We start from the raw sequence: 18,029 nt of genomic DNA on the forward strand, positions 1-18,029 counted from the left end.
GAAAACGAGAACACGTTACAGTTCGGCCATGGACGCCCTCATCTGGCACGCCCCCGACGCCGACCACCCCGCCCGCCGCGCCGCCCGCGCCTCCATGACCGCCGTCGGCTCCGGACGCCGGGACGAGTGGCTGGACCTGTTCGCCCCCGACGCCCTCGTCGAGGACCCCGTCGGCCCGTCCTTCCTCGACCCCTCCGGCGCCGGCCACCGCGGCCGCGACGGCATCGGCGCCTTCTGGGACTCCTTCATCGCCACCATCAGCGGCTTCCGCTTCGAGATCAACGACTCGTTCGCCAACGGCCCGTGCTGCGCCAACGTGGCCACCATCACCACGACCATGGGCGACGGGTCCACCATGACCATCGACTGCATCCTCATCTACACCGTCGACGACGCCGGCCTCATCACCTCGCTGCGCGCCCACTGGGAACCGGACCGCGCCATGGCCACCCTCAAAAAGAGCTGAGCTCAGGGACCGCCCGGCGGCAGCAGCAGCCGGGCGGTCGTCCGCTCCAGCCGCTGCACCGCCATCGACTCCCCGGCGAACCCCCGCACCGCCTGCAGGAACTGCTGCAGGCCGCCCGGGTAGTCCAGGCACGTCCGCAAGATGGCGAACAGGTCCCCCCTGGCCTCCGGCGCCCGCGGGATCACCCCCGCGATGACCGGCGGCAACGCCCCGACCAGCTGCTCGCGACCCCGCTCGTTGCGCATCTGCGGGATGTCCATCAGGTCGTCCACCATCCGGAAGAGCATCGGCACCGGTACCTCCGCCGGCGGCGGCCCGTCCGGCACGCTCCGGACGCCGTCCCACACCGCCGGCGGGGCGGCGGCCGGACGCGTCCCCGGCACCATGATCCAGGCGTCGCCGACCGTCTCCTTCACCCGGACGCCGACCCGGTAGTAGTCGTCGGGATCGACGAGCCCCCGGCCGTGGCTCACCACGTCCTCATAGACCCGCTCGGAGACGATCACCGCGATCCCGGTCTCCGCGGCGGCCACCGCCTCCTTCAGCGGCGGCGCGTCCAGCAGCCGGAACGCGTGCGTCAGCGCCGTGCTGACGACGCCGTGCTCGTCCGACTCGGCCTGCCCCACGTTGACCGCCACCCGCAGCCGCATCAGCGCGGCCTCGCTGGACGCCCGGTTGTGCTGCCGCACCTCCGCGCGCAGCCGCTCGACCACCGTCGTCAGCAGCAGCTCGATCCGCACGTCGGGCGGCAGGACGACCATGACCCCGTCGCCGCGGTCCTCGTGGTAGCAGTCGTCGAGCCGCACCCCGGCGCCGTCCGCCAGGCTCCGGTCGAGCCCCTCGTACATCGCCCGCCGCACCCGCACCCGCACCGGATCGACCCGCGACGCGGCACTGAACCCGGCGATGTCGCACACCAGGAACCCGCACAGACCCCCCGGCCGCCACCCCCGCCCGGCCGCCCGCGCCACCTCCCCCATGGACCGCTCCCCTTCCCGCGACACCGACTCCCCCAGCGTCCCCGCCCCCCGACACCACCGGCAACCCCGGCCCCGAAAAATCCCCGGCGCGTCTTCCCCGGATCGTCGCCTCCGGAGCGCGCCCGTCTCTATGATCGTCACGTCGCGGGACTAGGCTGTTGCGCCTTAGCCCGCAAAAGCGCGACACCATTTCCAATTTCGCAGGACATAGAGGGGGAGGCGGCCGTGCCGGGTACTCATGGCAGCGCATCGGAGTCGGGCGTTCTCGCAGTCTCCCTTCCCGGTTCCCAGCCCTCGCTCACGGACCTGGAGCGCGTGCGCCCCGCGGAAGGCACCGTCCTGGAGGCGGCCGTCCGCCGCGCCCGCGACGAGCGCCGCGCCCGCAAAGTGATCGTGGCCGGCTTCGACAACAGGGCGTGAGCCCGCGCACCGGAGTTCCCGAGTGGCCGCTCGCCGGGCTGGACGTCCCCGGGCTGGCGGCACGCGGGTGGCGTCCCGTGCCCTTCTCGGAGTTCGTTCTCAAAATCCACGGCCGCTGCAATTTGGCGTGCGACTACTGCTACGTCTACGAGGGCGCGGACCAGTCGTGGCGGACGCGGCCGCGCGCGATGCCGCCGGACGTGGTCGCCGCCACGGCCGCCAGGCTGGGCGAGCACGTCCGCGAGCACGCGCTGTCCGAGGTGACGGTCGTCCTGCACGGCGGTGAACCGCTGCTGGCGGGACGGGCGGCGATCGCCGCCGTCATCGAACGGCTGCGCGCGGCGGTGCCGTCCGGCTGCGAGGTCGAGGTGTGCACCCAGACGAACGGGGTGCTGCTCACCGACGCGACGCTGGCGATGCTCGAAGACCACGACGTGGGAGTGTCGGTCAGCCTCGACGGCGACCGCGAGGGGCACGACCGGCACCGGCTCCGTGCCGACGGGCGCGGCAGCCACGCCGAGGTCATGCGCGGGCTGAACCGGCTCGCCGGTGCGCATCGGCGGCTCTACCGCGGCCTGCTGTGCACCATCGACCTCGACAACGATCCGGTCCGGACGTACGAGGCCCTCATCGAGACCGGCCCCCCGCGCATCGACTTCCTGCTTCCGCACGGGACCTGGACCGCGCCGCCGCCCCGCCGGCCGGCCGACGGCGTCGGCGCGCCCTACGCCGAGTGGCTGATCGAGGTTTTCGACCGCTGGTACCACGCGCCCCGCAAGGAGACCGGCGTCCGGCTGTTCGAGGAGATCCTCAACCTGCTGCTCGGGGCGCAGAGCCGCAGCGAGAACATCGGCCTGTCTCCGGTCGCGATGGTCGTCGTCGACACCGACGGGACGCTCCAGCAGGTCGACACGCTGAAGACCTCGTACGCGGGAGCGCCCGAGACCGGTCTCAACGTCTTCGACGGCGGCTTCGACGACGCGCTCTGGCATCCCGGCGTGGTCGCCCGCCAGATCGGTGCGGACGCGTTGGCGGACACGTGCAGGGCGTGCACGATCCGCGACGTCTGCGGCGGCGGCGCCTACGCGCACCGGTACCGGGAAGGGCACGGTTACCGCAACCCCTCGGTGTACTGCCCCGACCTCATGTCGCTGATCGGGCACATCGGGCGGACCGTCCAGCACGACCTCGCGCTCGCCACGGCCGCGCCGAGCCGCTGACCGGCGGGTTCACGCAGCCGGCGGCATCACAGGGCAGGCGGCATCACAGGGCGGGCGGCTCGATGTCGCATTCGAGCAGCTCGCCGCGTTCCGCCGCGCGGACCTCGGGATGCTCCGCACCCAGCACCCGCCGCAGCGCGGCCGCCGCCGAGCGGGCCTCACCGGCGTCCTCGCCCATCGCGGCGCGGACGCACCCCAGGTCGAGGTCGACGATGAGGGAGTACGGATGCCGCTCCCCGAGGCAGGCGATCATCCTCTCCCGGACACCGGACAGCAGCCGGGCCGCGGCGTCCAGCTCGCCGAGCAGGTAGTAGTCGTTCGCCAGCCCCACCGTGCCGCACAGCGCGTAGTAGTGGTTCGGCCCGAGCACTCCGGCCTCGAGGTCCGCGAGCGCCGCCTGGTCGGACTCCTGCGCCGCGTACACCTCCCCCAGCCGCCGCAGCACGACGCCCCGGTCGATGGCGCAGACCTGCACGAACGGATGCCGGTCCCCCATCACCCGGCGGTAGCCGGCCAGCGCCCGGTCGATGATCGGCAGCGCCTCGGCGGGCCGTCCGGCCGCGCTGGTGGCCAGCGCCAGGCAGACCTGGCTGGCGAGCGTGTTCGGATGCTCCCCGCCGGACCGGCGGACGTGCGCGGCGAACGTCTCGGTGGCCAGGCGGTGCGCCTCCTCGTAGCGCCCGAGCTTGCGCAGCGTCCCCGCGTGGCTCATCTTCGCCTGCAGCACCATCGCGTGCCCCGGTCCGAGGACCGGCCGCAGATTCGCCAGGCTCTCCTCCTGCATCCCGTGCGCCTGCGGGTACAGCCCCAGCTCGTGCAGGTCCCGGGCGAGGTGGTGGGTCGCGCGGAACCGCTGCCGGTACGACTGGCCGGCCTCGGCCTGGCGCCAGACGTCCATGTCGATGTCGTACGCCTCCTGGAACTCCCCCAGGATCCGCAGGTCGACGACCAGGTTGGTGGCGGCCAGCTGGGTGTTGGAGGCGGTGTCCCCGTACAGCCGCCGGAGCCGCCGCCAGGCGTCCAGGTCGATCTCGTGGGCCCGGCGGAACTCGCCGCGGAAGCGCAGGTCGGCTCCGAACCCGTTGGCGGCGAAGAGGGTCTGCATGTGGTCGGCGCCGAACTTGCGGCGCGTCCGGGCCAGGTTGTCCTCGCTGAGGTCGGCCGCCGCCCGGTTGTCGCCGAGACCGCGCAGGGCGTTCGCCAGCACCCGCGAGATGTCCAGGACGAGGTCGTCGTCCGGACCGTACCGCTCCAGCCAGCGCCCCAGGGCGGTCTCGGCGAGCCGCCGGCTGCCCTCGTACTCGCCCGACTGGTAGAGGAACTTCGCCTGGTCGATGCCCACCCGCCGGATGCCGGGGTCGTCGGCCTCGAACACCCCCGACGGCACCACATGCGGCGTGATCTGCGCGCGGCGCTCCCACGAGGACTCCACCTCGGGCTCCTCCTCCGGCGTCGCCGCGGCGAGGATCGCGTGGACGCTCGCCCGGACGCGCCGCCGCCCGTCCGCGCCGAGCTGGTCGTTGAGGATCGCGCGGACCAGCCGGTGGACCTGGAGGCTGCCCGCCTCCTCGTCGAAGCGGGCGAGGGAGAACCGGGAGATGTCGCGCATCGCGCCGCGCAGCCGGGCCTCGTCGGCGAGCAGCGCGGTCAGCTCGGCGGGCAGCGCCGCCGACCGGCCGGCCGCCAGGAGCGCGCACGTGACCGGCTCGGGATCGAAGACGGCCCACAGCTCCAGCAGCAGGCCCGCGACCGGGTCCTCCTCCCGCAGGAGGTCCAGGTTGATGCTCACGCCCGCCGCCAGCGTGCCCGGCAGCTCCTCGGCCTCCTCCTGCGCGGCGAACGCCGCGAGGCGCCCGTCGAACAGCCGGAGGTACTCCTCGACGGTCCCGCCGGTGACGGCCTGCCACGCGGCCGCCTGGCCGACCGCCAGCGGCAGGTCGCCGACCCGCTCCGACAGCCGGTCGGCCTCGTCCTCCGACAGCCGCGGCACCAGGCGGCGGAGCAGGGCGATGCTCTCGGGCCGCTCGAAGACACCGACGTCCACCACGGACGCGTGCCGCTCCCAGCGGCGGTCGCGGGACGTCACCAGGACGTGCCGTCCCGGTCCGAGGCCCGGCTCGTCACCGTCGACCGACAGCGGGGTCAGCGGGACGACCTGGTCCGGGTCCTGCGCGTTGTCGTAGATGAGCAGCCACCGGCCGTAGGGCCGGCCGCCGCGGAGCGCGCGCAGGACGCCGTCGACGGTGCCCTTGATGTCGTCGCTCATCGGCATGCCGAGTTGGCGCGCCAGCCCCGCGAGCGCGGCGCGGGCGGAGGTCGTCTGCTCGGCCGGGACCCACCACACCAGGTCGTAGTCGTCGGCGTGCAGGTAGGCGTACTCGACCGCGAGGTTGGACTTGCCCTCGCCGCCCATGCCGAACTCCGACTGCGGCAGGAGCGCCGCCATCCCGTCCTGCAGCGCCGTCCGGACCGCCGCGAGGAGACGGTCCCGTCCGACGAAGTCGGGATTGCGGGCCGGCAGCCCGCTGCGCAGCACCGGGCCGGGCGCGGCGCTCTCCGGCGGGACGGGCGCCCGGTCGTCGGCCGCCGCCCCCGCATCGCCGCGAGCGTCGGCGGTGTCGACGCCGCCGGTGCCGGCGCCGCCCGTGGCCAGCTGCCGCGCCAGCTCCCGGTACGGCCCGCCGAGCCCGACCAGCGCCTGCGCCGCCACCTGCGCGAACGGCAGATCGGGGGGAAGGCGCACCTCGCCGCGGCCCACCGCCGCGAGCAGCGCCGGGAAGTCCAGCGAGGAGCCGATGCGGTCGCGGACGACGTCCCACACCGCGCGCAGCACCTGGTAGATCTCGCGCCTGCGCAGACCTTGGAGCAGGATCTCCCGGACGCCCTCGTGGAACTCGTAGGCGACCTCCTCCCGGCCGCCGCCGGACGGCCGGCCGACCATCAGCAGCAGCCCGCCAAGGAACACCTCGGCCAGGACGGACGACGTGGAGGCCGGGAGCATCGCCCGCTGGACGAGGCGCATCACCGGCAGCCGGAGCGGCGCCGCCGCGAGGTAGGTGGCGAGCTTGAACGCGTCCGGCGACGAGGAGGCCCGGAACCGCTTGACCCGCATCTCCGCCGACATCGCGGCGTCCTCGGCGGGCGGCGCGTCGGCCACCGCCCGGCCGGTGAACAGCGCCGCCCCCGGAATGTCCCCGCCCCCGTGGGCGACCATGTGCGCCCACGACCGCAGCCAGCGCGCGTTCAGCTCGACCACCGGGATGGGGATCCCGGGCGGGCGGTCGCCGGGACGCCGGAGCGCCGCCCGCGTCACCGTGAGCCGCTCGTTGGGCACCGCCGGCCCGGGCGACCCGAACCGGACCTGCTCGATGGCCGCCGGGGTCCGCCACCACAGCCGCTGCGGCAGCGGCTGGGCGATCGCGACGGTCCCCGTCCGGCCCCACCGCTCGAGCAGCGCCGCGGCCCGGCCGTCGCGCCAAGCCGCGCCGATGCAGTCGCTCACGACCAGGACGACGCGCCGGTGCGTCGGGTCGACCAGCTCGGCGGGGTCGCGATACGCGCCGACCCCGAACGCCGACCCGGTGCGCAGCGACAGCCGCTCGCCGCCCGTGTCCAGGTACCACGTGCGCAGGTCGCGGAACGCGCCGAGGTGCTGCAGCAGCGCCTCCAGCTCCTCTACGGTCTGCCGCCACACCACCATCGACGAACCGACGTCGGCGACCAGGGCCAGGTCGTACCGGCGTTCCCGCGCCGCGACCATGACGGGTTCGCACACCCCGGTCTCGGCGATCCGCTGCGCGGTCGCCGCCTCGTCGAGGACCTTGCGGGTCAGCGACGGGACCGTCGCGCGCAGCGGGCGCAGCGCCCGGGCCAGCGCGAGCGTCCGCGAGATCGCCGGCATCGCGGGCATGCGGACCGGGAACGAGGTCGCCGGCACCTCCTGCCCCGCCAGGTAGAGACCCGCCTCCGCCGGGCGCGGCCGCGGCGGCTCGGGATCGGGCGCCGTCGCCGTCCCGGCCGGGCGGGCCGACGGCGGCGGATCGGCCGGCGCGCCCTCGTCGGGACCGGCGGCGCCGCCCGCGGCGTGATGGGCCGGGCCCTCGTGCGTGCGGAACCAGTCGGCGAGCCAGAGCGCGTCGGCGATCTCCTCGGCCGTCGGCTGCGGGTCGAGCGCCTGCAGCGCCTCGACGAGCCGGCCGATCATCCCGCGCCGGGCGTCTCGATCGGGCGGAGCACCGTGTCGAGGATCTCGCTCAGCTCGGCCTCCGGCGGCCTGCTCCCGGACGTCGCCAGGTAGACGGCGTTGAGCAGCTGGTCGGTGGCGAGGGCGCCGTCGGCGCGGCGGGCGAGGAACTCCTCGACCAGCAGCTCGCTCGCCGCCCGGGCGTCCGCGCCGAGATGCGCCTCGATGATCTCCGCGAGCCGTTCCCGGCCGGGCGGCTCGATCACCAGCCGGACGCACCGCCGCAGGAAGGCGGGCGGGAACTCGCGCTCGCCGTTGCTGGTGATGATGACGATCGGGAAGTTCGCGCAGTGCACCTCGCCGTGCTCGATCGTCACGCGGGGGCCGCCGTCCTCGGTCATCACGCCGATCCGCGCCTGCTCCTCGGGCAGCCGCTGCAGCTCCGGGATGGCGAACCGGCCCTCCTCGAACACGTTGAGCAGGTCGTTCGGCAGGTCGATGTTGCTCTTGTCGAGCTCGTCGATGAGCAGCACGCGGGGACGGTCGCCGGGCAGCAGTGCGGTGCCGAGCGGGCCGAGCCGGATGTAGCGGCCGATGTCCGGCGGCTCCGCCGTGTCCGCCCGGGTGCCGACGCCGCGCAGGCTCGTCTCGTGGAGCCGCCCGATCGCGTCGTAGTGGTACAGCCCGGACTGCAGGGTCGTGGTGCTGGTGATGGACCAGTACAGGACCGAGCCGAGCCCGAGCTCGTAGGCGACGTTGTAGGCGAGGGTCGACTTGCCGGACCCCGGCTTGCCCGTCACCAGCAGCGGGCGGCGCAGCAGGATCGCCGCGTTGACCTTGTCGACCACCGACGCGTCCGGCCGGTAGGAGATCGCCTGCTCGTCGCGCCGCCCGCGCCCCGCCCCGGCGCCGTCCGGGCTGAACCGGCGCCAGGGCGGTGGCGGCGGCAGGTGCCGCACGCGCTCGTGCGGCCGGCCGTCGCCCCGGTAGATGCGCCAGTCGCCGTCCGGGACGCTGCTGTCTGGATCTGTCGTCATGGCGGCCTTCCGTGCTATGCGGGGGGTCGGAGCCGGACGTACGGCTCGGGAATGCGGTCGGCGTCGTCGAACACCAGCGTCAGATGCAGGCCCAGGTGGTCGGGCGCGGCCTCCTCGGCGCCCGCGGCCAGCGCCTGCCGGCGCAGCTCCATCGCGCGCCGGGGCAGCCTCATCAGGTCGGCTGCCAGCAGGTCCTTGACCTCGCGGGCGAAGCGGGCCGGGTCGCGCCCGTCCCGGCACCAGGCGATCACCGGGGCCCCCGACAGCAGCCCGACCCAGTGCTCGTCCGGCTCGTCGTTCCCGGCCCACGGCGGGAAGGCCAGCGCGAGGACGGCGGGGGCCTCGGAGAGCTTGGAGAACAGCTCCTCCTGGTCGTACTCGCCGCGCCGCGTGACCAGGCACACCGGGGCGTCGAGCGCGTTCTCGCGCAGCGCCGCCCACTTGTGCCGCCAGTCGTGGTGGACCGCGGCCAGCCGCATCCGGTCGAGACTCCGCACGACCACCGGGTACCTGATGCCGATGCGGTGCTCGAAACCCGCGATCTTGATCTTGGAGTCCTCGACCGGGTGGCCGAGCAGCCCGCGCGGCAGCACGAACTCCACGGTGAGGTCGGGGGTGCGCCGGCCGACCACCGAGCTGTCCGCGGTCAGCAGCCGCTCCAGCAGCTCCGGGATCCGGCTGAGCGGCAGCGCCTCGTCGCTGCACTGCAGCGTGCTGCCCGGCTCGCGGTCGACCTGGAGCCAGGCGGTGACCAGGTAGCGGTCGGGCTCCAGCGCGTCCGGGGTGCACGCGATGACCAGGTAGGTCTCGGACGGCTCCGGCCGCGCCCGCGCCTCGACCTGGACGTGCCGCCGCTGGAAGAGCACGCCGTCCAGGCCCTGGTCCGCCGCCTGCCGGCGCACCCACTCCCGGATCGCGGGCGCGGTGGACGGGGCGGCGTACTGCGCGAGGTCGTCGACGAAGACCAGCAGCGGCGGCACCCCGTCCCGCCCGGACGGGAGCTCCTCGAGCAGCGCGACGACATCGTGCAGGCTGCGCATCTCCCGGTCCAGCAGCGGCCAGGCGGGGCCGACCGCCCGCCGGTAGAGCATCGGGAACCGGCTGAGATGGGTCAGCCCGGGGTCGACCCGCTCCAGCGCGGTGATCAGCTGGTGCAGCTCGCGTCGCTCGGCCTGGCCGAGCCACGGCTCCGGGACCAGCTCGCGGACGAGGTCGCGCAGCGCCGCCACCGACAGGCTGCCCTTGTAGAACCGCTCCAGATTGCGCACCAGCGCCTGCGCGGCCCCCGGATAGTTGAGCAGGACGTCGACGAGCGCCCACACGTCGAGCTTGTCCTGGTCGTGGTGCTCGAAGGGCAGCCGGTGCCCGAGATCGCGCTCCAGGGCCGCCAGATGCACCTCACGCCCGCGCCGAACGCTCATCCCGTCGATCCGCAGGATCGCCTCGACGAGCCGATGCTGATCGTCCACGTTCAGCGACGTGATCAAACGCTCCGCCTCCGACCGAAGGACGCCGAAAGAACGCCTGCCGTTTCCGATGGCGGAAGCCTACCTCCGCACGGGCCGCGAGATGGCCGCCGCTCCGTCAACTCGGAAGCGACCGGAAGAGGCCGTCCGGAATGCGTCACGCCGCACAGTACGAACGGTGCGCATGTGGTCGACAAGCGCAGAGGCGATCGGCTAGCCGTCCTCGCCCGCCGGCACCATTGCCCCGCCCAACGCCGCACCAGCACCCGCACCGCGTGCCCGTTCGCCGCGTTTCACCAGCGCCTTCCCGCGCTCGGGTGAGGACGCCAGGAGCAACCACCATGCGGAGATCAGTCCCAGGAAAAGGATAAGTCCCAGCAGCGTCGGCTCACCAGAGCGGTTCGGCTGGGAAATGACCAGCGGTACGGCGACCGCGATGCCGAGGAACATCAGCGCGACGACGGCGGCCGTGGTACGGGTCCCGAATGCGTCGATCACGTAGCCTCCGGCGCAGGCGCCGAGGGCGACCGCACCGGTGGTCAGGAACTGGACGACGCCCTCGACCCGGCCCTGCAACTCCTTCGGAACGACCCGGCTCTGGTGCACCGCGAGGGCGACGTTTATATAGGCGCCCATGAAACTGCAGAGCCCCCAGGCGCACATTCCGACCAGCGGATTGCCCGACATGGCGACGACGCCCAGCAGGGGGAACCAGGAGACGACGCACCATTTGACGGTAGTCTGCGGTTTGAACCGCCGCACGATGCCGGGCGCGGTGACGGCGCCCAGGAATCCGCTGACGCCCGATGTCGCGAGCAGCGCGCCGATGACCGAGCCGGAGAAGTGCCGCCGCTCGGCCTCGACCACGAGCAGCAGGATGACCACCTGGAAGGCCATGTTGGCGACGGCACATGCAGCGAGCGAGATATAGAGGAACCTGTCTCGGCATATCTGGAGGACGCCCTCCCGGAAGGAGCGCAGAACGCCGTTCCTCGACGCCTTCGGCCTCGGGACGAACGACTGGAGCTTCTTGTTGTTCATCCTCAGCAGGGCGAAGACGGAGATGATGGACGTCACGGCGTCCAGCAGATACGGAAGGACCCGGCCGGCGGTGAACAGCAGTCCTCCGATGGGGCGCCCGAGGACGAGGGCGACATGGTGCCGGGCCTCGCTCGTCCCCATGGCCCTCTCCGCCTGGCCGTCGGGCACCACGTACCGCACCGCGGCGAGTTCGGCGATCCGGAAGAAGACCGCGCACGCGCCGTCGACGACGATCGCCGCGAGCAGGAACGGCCAGGGCTGGGCGACGGTCAGCAGGGCAACGAACAGCAGCGCCGAGTTGACCACGCGGATCGCCTGGCTGGCGAACATGATCCACCAGCGGTCGTACCGGTCGACGATCAGTCCGGCCGGCAGATGGAGGAACAGCCCCGGCAGCGTGCTCGCCGCCGTCACCCAGCCCGCCACGATCGGCGAGCCCGTCATCGTCAGCGCGAGCAGCGGGCTCGCCGCCGCCGCCCCGAGCGTGCCCAGCTGCGAGAGCGCCGAGCCGCCCAGCAGCAGTTTGAAATCACGGTGCCAGGACTTTCTCCGCTGACCGCCGGAATCGTCAGCTACGCCACCATCCCGCGGGTTCGATTGCGGTGGAGCGATGGTCACCGTCTGACTTCTCCTCGTTCCGGACCGTGGTCACCGGCTAGGCCCCCCTGCCCCAGACGGGCACCACCGAAGTACCCGGTACGAATACGACATAAGGTCGCACCGAGTACAAAGTTTAATCAGGAATGCCCAAAATCCCCGTCGGCCATTCATTGCCGGACGGGCACGCAGACGGGATCGGCTGTGCAGGGATCCTAGCACCGGAACAATTGACCGGAAAGTAGCTACTGACAATCCACCAATAACCAGCATATCTCCTATTCAACCTTAAATAGGACGAAGGTTAATTCGATCGCGAAAGGCTGACACTCGCCGCACACGGGCAGGTCTCACCGAGGCCGATCTCAAGCGGCAGGTCTCACGAGCGACGCCGTACAACGAGATCCGGTGACCCGGCGGGACGCCCGGGGCCGGGCGGCGGAGACGTGGCCGCTACGCGATGCCGGTCAGGGCGCGCTTGGCGATGAGCGCCTCACGATTGCGGCTGTCGTGCCCGAGGACCTCCTCGAACACCGCGCGGGCGGCGCGGGTCCGGCCGGACCGCCACAGCGCCTGGCCGAGCGCGGTCTGGATCGACAGCTCGTGCGGCAGCCGGCTCGCCGCCGCCTGGAGCTGCCGTACGGCCTCCGTGGGGTCGCCGGCGTCGCCCGCCAGCAGGATCCGGCCGATTCCGGCCAGCAGCCAGCCGACCGCGGCGTTGTCGGGGACGGCCTCGCAGATCCTCGCGGCCTCCCGGTAGCGCAGCACCGCCGTCGGAGCGTCCCCCTGCTCGTACGCGATGTCACCGAGGAAGGTGGTCGCGTCCGCGAGCACCTTGAGGTCCCCTTCGCCGCAGGCGCGGACGGCGGCCTCCGCATGGCGCCGCGCGAGTTCCGGGTCGCCGTCCGCCAGCGCCCGGTGGGCCTGCCGCAACCGCGTCGCGGGGCCCGGCCGGCTGGGCACGGCGGTGCCGTCGAGCTGCCCGATCGGCTCGATCAGGCGGGGGTGCTGGATCTCGTAGCACCGGTCCTTCTCACCGAGACGGGCCCGGATGAGATGGCAGTCCTGGATGGCGTCGACCACCGCCTTCGGCACGTCGTCGTACAGCCGCGACTCGGGGATCCCGGCGCGTCCCCGCGGCCCGCCGAACGCGCCGCGGAACCAGGACAGCAGGGTCCGCGCGGGCAGGCTCTGGTCGGCGGCGATGGTGGCGAGGTCGTGCTCGCACGACTCGCGCAGCACCCGGTTCACCTCGCCGCGCAGCCACTCGCCGGAGATGCCGGCGTCGCCGGGCAGGTCGTCCCAGAGGCGCGCGCAGACGAGCTGGAGCAGCGCCGGGTCGACACGGGACGTGGTCTGGACGCCCCCCGCCGGCCGCAGCGTCCGGAGCTCCCGCACCAGCGCCTCGGCCGCGGCCTCGCCGGGCAGCCCGGCATGGGCCAGCGGCTCCGCGACGGCCACGTGCGCCGCCTCCGGCGTCAGCGGTTCGAGCCGGCAGGCGGCCGGCGGCGCCTGCCCGAGCCGGTCGGCGAGGTCCACCGCGTCGTCGAGCGCGTCGTCCCGCACGACCAGGAGCAGATGCAGGTCGGGGGCCTGCTCCATGGCCGCCGCCACCTCGTCGAGGAACTCCCGGCGATGGCGCTCGTGCCGGGCCGAGGTGCGCAGCAGGGCTTCGGCTCCGTCGATGGCCCCGAGCGCGGGCAGCTGGCGGCCGAACCGGTCCATGCGGCGGTGCTTGCGCAGGAACGTCCCGAGCGGCGACTCGCAGATCCGGGCCGGCGAGGCGCGGGTGTACCACGAGGTCAGCACGGCGAGCCGGAAATGGTTGTGCTCGGACAGCGCCGCCAGGGGGAACGGCGGGCGGTGGGCCAGTTGGGCGGCGGGCAGCACGTGCGCGTCGGCCGCCCGCAGGAACGGGATGACCCCCGCGCACAGCAACGAGGTCTTTCCCACGCCCGCGCGGCCGTGCAGCACGGTGAGGCGGTGCTTCCGCCACGTCTCGGCGACGTGCCGCTTCTCCGCCTCCCTGCCGTGGAACAGCGGTTCGTCCCGCTCACCGAACGCGCGCGCGCCGACGTAAGGCGGCGGTGCGTCGGGAGAAGGTAGCGCGGTCATCGTTCCGTCCCCATGAGCGGGCGTCCGCTGGAGAGCTTTCAGCGACATCGGATTCAGGATGCCCAGGGTTTCCTGAGAATAACGCACCGCCGATCCCGGTGGTGTCGAATCCGGCGGATCCCCGGTCCCGCGCGCCGGCCCGCTCACCCGGGGACGTCCCTTCCGCCGGGCTTACCAGCCGTTATGGCGGCGGAGTGCCGGCCGCTCATCCTCGAACGCCATCTTGTTGTCGAACCCGCGGCCGCCCGGGTTCGTGCGCGCCATTTCCAGCAGGGCCCGCCGAAGGCCGGGGAGGGGGCGGGAAGCGGACGCCTCGGTGAGAAGGTCGCTCGGAAGGCGGAAGGAACTTTCCTGCATCTGTGTCTCCTCCAACGTCGACACCGCAGCGCCACGTCCAGGCCGCGCTCGCCCGGTACGGCAAGGCGATCACCGCCATCGTCTCAGAAAGCCGCCTGCATTGCCATAGGGCCTGGCGAGGGGCGCCGCAATCCGGCCGGCGCGCTTTTGAGGATAAAGACGTCCGAAAACCGAACATGGATCTCTGTGTCAGGTGACACAGGCTGGAACGAGCAGCCTCAATACACTATCGTCATTGACGGAATTACTTGACCGCGACGTGATGCGGCCTGTCCGGTGGCGGCGCCGGCATGACGCAGGGGGATCGAGTGACCAACGCAATGCCGGAATCATCGTTCGCCACGGAGCGGGTACCCCAGATCTGGGGAAAGGTCCCTCCGCGGAACAAGAATTTCACCGGCCGGATGGAACTGCTCGAACGGCTGCGCGGCGGCCTCGCCAACCAGGTCACGGCGGTCGTCCCGCACGCGCTGCACGGACTCGGCGGTGTGGGCAAGACCCAGATGGCGGTCGAGTACGCCTACCGCTACAGGTCCGACTACGACCTCGTGTGGTGGATCCCCGCGGACCAGCCGGTCCTCGTGCGTTCCTCACTGGCGAGCCTGGCGCAACCCCTCGGCCTTCCTTCCGCCTCGGTCAGCGGCGTCGAGGACGCCGCGAACGCCGTGCTGGACGCGCTGCGGCGAGGCGAGCCCTACACCAACTGGCTGCTGATCTTCGACAACGCCGACGAGCCCGAGGAACTGACCGAGACGCTCCCCCAGGGGCCCGGGCACGTACTGATCACCTCGCGGAACCACCGCTGGGCGGGCGTGGTCGACGCGGTGCCGATCGACGTCTTCACCCGCGAGGAGAGCATCGAGTTCCTCACCAGGCGGGTTCCGCGCGGCATCAAACCGAAGGACGCAGACCGGCTCGCGGAGGAGCTGGGCGACCTTCCGCTCGCCCTGGAGCAGGCCGGCGCCCTGCACGCCGAGACCGGCATCGCGGTGTCGGACTACCTGCGCCTTCTGGAAGAGCGCACCAGCCAATTGCTCTCCCAGGGCAAGCCGACCGAGTATCCGGTGTCGATGACGGCCGCCTGGGCGCTTTCGGTCGCCAGCCTCGAGGAGAAGATGCCCGAGGCCCTGGACCTCCTGCGCTACTGCGCGTTCTTCGGTCCCGAGCCGATTCCCCGGGACGCTTTCAGCAAGGTCGTGCCGGGCCTCAGCACGCAGCTCTCAGATCTGATCACAGACCCCATCCGGCTCAGCCGGGCCATTGGGGAACTGGGGCGTTTCGCGCTCGCCCGGCTCGACATCCCGGCCCGGACCATTCAGGTCCACCGGCTGATCCAGGCTCTCGTGCGCGACGAACTGCCGGAGCAGGAACAGCAGCGGCTCCGCCACCAGGTCCATCTGCTGCTGGCCGACTACACGCCGTCCGACCCGGTCGACTCGGCGAACTGGACCAAGTTCGTGAACGCGCTCGGGCATTTCGAACCGGCCGGGATCGCCCAGTGCCCGGAGCCGGCGGTGCGCGGCCTCTCGCTCAACATGATCACTTATCTCTACTCTTCGGGCGACTATCCGTCCGCCCAGTCGTTCGCGGAGTCGTTCCTCGACGAGTGGACCACGTCGTCCGGCGCCGATCACGAGGACGTCCTCAAACTGCGCGTGGAAATGTGCAACCTCTTCCGCGAACTCGGTCAGTACTCGGAGGCGGCCGCCTTGGGCGCGCAGACGCTCGCCGCGGCGGAAAAGGCGCTCGGCCCCGACCACGACACCACGCTGCGAGCGCTGCGAGGCCGGGCGGCCGACCTGAGAGCCAGCGGCGACTTCGAGCAGGCGCACGAGATCGACGAAGACGTGCTCCGCCGGTTCAGGAGCAAGCTTCCGGAGATCGACTGGAGCATCTGGCGCGCGAAGAACAGCGTGGCCCTCGACTACGGTCTCAAGAGCGACTACTCGAACGCGCGCGTTCTTCTGGAGCAGGTGTTCCGCCAGGTGCTGGCGGAGGGCGGCCAGTCGGCCGACCCTTCGTCCTACATCAACATCTACACCGGCCTGGCGCGGGCGGTGCGGCTCGGCGGCGACTTCTCCGAGGCTTGTGATCTCGGTGAGGACGCCTACGCGTTCGGGATTGAGGAATTGGGTCCCGACCATCCCTGGACGTTGCGCACGGGCAAGGACCTGTCCATCGCCCGGCGCCGCGCCGGCGACTACGACCGCGCCCAGGAAATTGCCGAGGACATCCACCAGCGTTACGTGCGCGCTTTCGGCATCGACCACCCCGACACGCTCGCGGCCGCGACGTGCCTGGCGAACATCCGCCGCACGGTCGGCGAGTTCCAGGAGGCCCTGAACCTGGCCGAGGACACCGTCCGCCGCTATCCGCGCGTGTACGGTGCCGAGCACCCGTACAACCACGCCTGCGCGGGGAACCTGGCGATCCTCCGCCGGGTCACCGGCGACGCGCAGGTGGCCCGGAAGGTCAACGAGGACGCGCTGGCCGGCCTGGAGGCCAAGCTGGGCCGCGACCACCACTATCCCCTCACCGTCGCCCTCAACCTGGCCAGCGACCTGGCCACGCTCGGCGAGGCCGAGTCGGCGTACCGGCTCTGCTCGGGGACGCTGCGCCGGCTCCGCACCCTCATGGGCGAGAACCACCCGGTCACGCTGTCGGCCGCCGCGAACGCCGTCGCCGATCTGCGCGCCCTCGGCCGGCGCGAGGAGGCCGAGGCGCTCTCCGCCGACACCGAGGAGCGGTACCGCCGCACCCTCACGCTCGAGCACCCCGACGCGCAGGTCTTCCTGGAGGGACGCCGGCTGGACGCCGACTTCGACCCGCCGCCGATCTAGGCCACGGTGGCCGCCGGCCGTGCGGCCAGGTCGCGGCTGAGGACGTCGCGGATGTGGGTGATCAGCTTGAGCAGGTCGCGGCAGTAGACCGACGGGTTCCGGAAGCCGGTGCCCGACCGGTAGCGGTGCGGGTACAGGCCGCCGCCGCAGACCTCCTGCGCCTCGCAGGCCAGGCACTGCTCCGACAGCGCCCGCCGGCCGATCTGCCGCGCGACGACGGACGGCAGCGACAGCACGGTGTCGAACGGGTCGCGCGACACGTGCAGCCGGGTGCCCGCGGCCCCGTCGTAGGCCGACTTGAGCGAGTCGACCTGCTCGATCTCGCCGTTGGTCTCCACCACGGCCACCGCCACCGGGGACAGCCCCACGGCCTCGCTGGCGGACATGCGGCCGAACAGCAGCCGCATGATCTCGCTGAACAGCCGGACGCGCACGTCGCCCGCCTCCGCCGCGTACCAGCGGTCGAAGATCGCGATGAGCCAGTCCCCGTAGGGGGTCGACTCGTCCGCCGGACGGCCGGGCGGCGGCGCGTCCCAGTTGCCGTGCGGCAGCAGGAAGTCCATTTCGGGCGGCCGGAACTCCAGCAGCGCCTCGTACGTCGCGATCGGGTCGTTGCGCAGCTCGATGGTGCTCAGCAGCCCGCCGAACAGGTGCCGGTACCGCGGCCCGGTGAGCCGCTCCAGGCCCGTCCGCACGTCCTGGTAGCTGCCGCGCCCGTTCGCGCGCCGCCGGTGCAGGTCGTGCCCCTCCTCGTCGCCGTCGACGCTCACGCCCACGCTGACGCCGTGCTCGGCGAACAGGTCGAGGAACATCTCGTCGAGCAGGACGCCGTTGGTCTGCACGCCGAACCCGACGCGCACGTCGGACCCGCCGGCGGCGCGGATGGTCTCGATGGCGTACCGCAGGTGCTCGGCGCCCGCCAGCAGCGGCTCGCCGCCGTGCAGGACGACCTCGACCTCGGGCAGCAGGTTCGCCCGGGCATGCTCGGCGATCCGCTGCGCCGCCCACGCGACGACCTGCCGCGACATCCGCCGGGGCTGCCGGCGCCAGCCCTGGTCGGCCATCTCGTACATGTAGCAGTAGTCGCACGCGAGGTTGCACCTGCTGTGCACCTTGAGGATGAAGTCGCGGATCGGGGTCGGCCGCCAGCCGCCCTCCAGCAGGGCGCGCACGTCCAGGGCGCCCGGCCATTCCGTCTCATGACCGGGTTCGTCCCTGCGGACGCCCACGCTGCGACCCCCTAGGTGAGACCAGGCGCGGCGCTGCGCTAGTTATTCGTCGTGTCACATCGGGATTACATGAGCAAT

Annotated in this window: 11 protein-coding genes; 3 read left to right on the forward strand and 8 right to left on the reverse strand. The window is 72.4% G+C overall.

The window, feature by feature from the left end; all coding sequences use genetic code 11:
• Positions 1-28 precede the first annotated feature (28 nt).
• A complete protein-coding gene (locus tag QP089_RS09920) occupies positions 29-466 on the forward strand; it encodes a nuclear transport factor 2 family protein (RefSeq protein WP_285911127.1) in 438 nt (145 codons plus the stop codon).
• A 2-nt stretch (positions 467-468) separates the two neighbouring features.
• Here QP089_RS09920 and QP089_RS09925 read toward each other — a convergent pair whose 3' ends face one another.
• Complete coding sequence (locus QP089_RS09925) at positions 469-1,446, reverse strand: effector-associated domain 2-containing protein (RefSeq protein ID WP_285911129.1); 978 nt, start codon at positions 1,444-1,446, stop codon at positions 469-471.
• Between the two features lie 416 nt (positions 1,447-1,862).
• Here QP089_RS09925 and QP089_RS09930 point away from each other — a divergent pair, with 416 nt between their 5' ends.
• Positions 1,863-3,086, forward strand: coding sequence for an FxsB family cyclophane-forming radical SAM/SPASM peptide maturase (locus tag QP089_RS09930; protein WP_285911130.1), 1,224 nt, complete (start codon positions 1,863-1,865; stop codon positions 3,084-3,086).
• A 43-nt stretch (positions 3,087-3,129) separates the two neighbouring features.
• Here QP089_RS09930 and fxsT (QP089_RS09935) read toward each other — a convergent pair whose 3' ends face one another.
• From fxsT (QP089_RS09935) to QP089_RS09960, 6 genes are all read right to left on the reverse strand, one after another.
• On the reverse strand, positions 3,130-7,290 hold the full coding sequence (gene fxsT, locus QP089_RS09935; protein WP_285911132.1) for an FxSxx-COOH system tetratricopeptide repeat protein: 4,161 nt from the start codon (positions 7,288-7,290) through the stop codon (positions 3,130-3,132).
• Positions 7,287-8,306 (reverse strand): AAA family ATPase, encoded by a 1,020-nt coding sequence (locus QP089_RS09940; protein WP_285911133.1) that lies wholly within the window; start codon positions 8,304-8,306, stop codon positions 7,287-7,289. Before QP089_RS09940 ends, fxsT (QP089_RS09935) begins: the two co-directional genes overlap by 4 nt.
• Positions 8,307-8,320: 14 nt before the next feature.
• Positions 8,321-9,775: a VMAP-C domain-containing protein gene (locus tag QP089_RS09945; RefSeq protein WP_285911134.1), complete on the reverse strand. Its 1,455-nt coding sequence runs from the start codon at positions 9,773-9,775 to the stop codon at positions 8,321-8,323.
• Between the two features lie 210 nt (positions 9,776-9,985).
• Positions 9,986-11,431, reverse strand: coding sequence for an MFS transporter (locus QP089_RS09950; RefSeq protein ID WP_285911135.1), 1,446 nt, complete (start codon positions 11,429-11,431; stop codon positions 9,986-9,988).
• Positions 11,432-11,863: 432 nt separating this feature from the next.
• Positions 11,864-13,525 (reverse strand): tetratricopeptide repeat protein, encoded by a 1,662-nt coding sequence (locus tag QP089_RS09955; protein ID WP_285911136.1) that lies wholly within the window; start codon positions 13,523-13,525, stop codon positions 11,864-11,866.
• A gap of 171 nt (positions 13,526-13,696) precedes the next feature.
• Positions 13,697-13,882 (reverse strand): hypothetical protein, encoded by a 186-nt coding sequence (locus QP089_RS09960; protein WP_285911137.1) that lies wholly within the window; start codon positions 13,880-13,882, stop codon positions 13,697-13,699.
• A gap of 320 nt (positions 13,883-14,202) precedes the next feature.
• Here QP089_RS09960 and fxsT (QP089_RS09965) point away from each other — a divergent pair, with 320 nt between their 5' ends.
• Complete coding sequence (gene fxsT / locus QP089_RS09965; RefSeq protein ID WP_285911138.1) at positions 14,203-16,722, forward strand: FxSxx-COOH system tetratricopeptide repeat protein; 2,520 nt, start codon at positions 14,203-14,205, stop codon at positions 16,720-16,722.
• Here the strand turns inward: fxsT (QP089_RS09965) and QP089_RS09970 are convergent.
• Positions 16,719-17,951 (reverse strand): FxsB family cyclophane-forming radical SAM/SPASM peptide maturase, encoded by a 1,233-nt coding sequence (locus QP089_RS09970; RefSeq protein WP_285911139.1) that lies wholly within the window; start codon positions 17,949-17,951, stop codon positions 16,719-16,721. The genes fxsT (QP089_RS09965) and QP089_RS09970 overlap by 4 nt on opposite strands.
• Between the last annotated feature and the right edge of the window lie 78 nt (positions 17,952-18,029).

It is taken from the genome of Actinomadura opuntiae (genome assembly GCF_030283205.1).
GTDB lineage: Bacteria > Actinomycetota > Actinomycetes > Streptosporangiales > Streptosporangiaceae > Spirillospora.